Below are 1,670 nucleotides of genomic sequence, written 5' to 3' on the forward strand. Positions count from 1 at the left end.
CCCTGACTTGCACAGGTGAGGGGGCTTGTGGTGGTTCTGGCTGGTGTTGATGCTGGTCAGGGCGCCGCGGGGTGTTGGGGTGACACACTAAGCTCCTACGGGTGAGCCCGTTCCTGCGGAAGGTGAAGACCGCTTCGGGCGCGACAGCGGTGCAGATCGCCGTTCGGGAAGGTCGACGCGACAAGGTCGTCGAGCATCTGGGATCGGCGCACAACGACGCCGAGCTGACCGTGCTGCTCGAGGCCGGCCGGGCGAAGTTGCACCCGGGACAGCTGAGCCTCGATCTCGCCGTCGAGGCGGCCCCCGCGAAGGCGTTCGCGACGGCGGTGGTGACGGGCACGACCAGCCGCGTTCTCGCGGGCGTGATCGCGGGCGCCTACGACCAGCTGGGTTTCACCGCGATCGGTGATGAGGGGTTCTTCCAGCTCGTCCTGGCCCGCCTAGTCGAGCCGACGTCGGTGCGTGACAGCCCCCGCGTGCTGAGCGAGCTCGGCATCAACCCACGTCACCGCAACTCGCTGCTGGCTGCGCTGCGCCGTGCCCACGAACGGGATTACCGCGCCCAGGTCGCCGCGGCGTGTTTCGCACACGCTGCCCGCCATGGCGACCTGACGCTCGTGCTGTACGACGTGACCACCCTGTACTTCGAGGCCGAGCACGAGGACGAGCTGCGTAAGGTCGGCTACTCCAAGGAACGCCGCGTCGACCCCCAAGTCGTGGTCGGGCTCCTGGTCGACCGGGGCGGGTTCCCGCTGGAGATCACCTGCTGGGAAGGCAACAAGGCCGAGACCGCGACCATCTTGCCGACGATCCGCGCGTTCCAGAAGCGCCACGGTGCCGCGGACATGGTCGTCGTCGCCGACGCCGGCATGTTGTCCGCCGGCAACCTGAGGGAGTTGGACGCGGCGAACCTGCGGTTCATCGTCGGGTCTCGCGTCACGAAGGCCCCCAACGATCTGGCCTCTCATTTCCGCTGGCACGGTGACGCCTTCGACGACGGGCAGCTGATCGACACGATCACGCCCCGGCACGCGGCCGCAGCCAGCGAGAACAACACAGCGGTCCGTGACGAGCCTGTCTGGAAACCCGCGACGCATCCGAAGTCGTGGCGGGCCGTGTGGCAGTACTCGAAGAAGCGAGCGGCACGGGACCGGCGCACCCTGACGTCGCAGGAGAACCGCGCCAAGGCCGTCGTGGCCGGGGAACGCGCCGCGCGCACGCCACGGTTCGTCACGATCCATGGGGACGCGGCGATCCTGGACGAAACCTCCCTGGCCAGGGCCCGCCGGCTGGTCGGGCTGAAGGGCTACGTCACCAACATCCCCGCCGCGATCATGCCCGCAGACAAGGTCATCGCGTCCTATCACGACCTGTGGCACGTCGAGCAGTCGTTCCGCATGTCCAAGACGGACCTGCGGGCCCGGCCCATGTTTCATCACCACCGCGACGCCATCGAGGCTCACCTGACCGTCGTCGTCACCGCACTGGCAGTGGCCCGTCACCTGCAGCAACAGACCGGCATGAGCATCAAGAAGATCGTCCGCACGCTGCAGCCCCTACGCGACGCGACCATTCGCATCGCCAGCACCGAGGTCACCGCCGAGGCCGCCATCACCCCCGCAGCCCAAGACATCCTCAACGCCGTGACCCACTAAGCCTGTGCAAGTCGG

1 protein-coding gene is annotated in these 1,670 nt (G+C 68.0%); it reads left to right on the plus strand.

The window, feature by feature from the left end; translation table 11 throughout:
* Nucleotides 1-101 precede the first annotated feature (101 nt).
* A complete protein-coding gene (locus tag PINTE_RS21245) occupies nucleotides 102-1,655 on the plus strand; it encodes an IS1634 family transposase (RefSeq protein WP_084343900.1) in 1,554 nt (517 codons plus the stop codon).
* Nucleotides 1,656-1,670 lie beyond the last annotated feature (15 nt).

Origin of the sequence: Piscicoccus intestinalis NBRC 104926, from assembly GCF_001515525.1 — a bacterium.
Taxonomy (GTDB): Bacteria; Actinomycetota; Actinomycetes; order Actinomycetales; family Dermatophilaceae; genus Kineosphaera; species Kineosphaera intestinalis.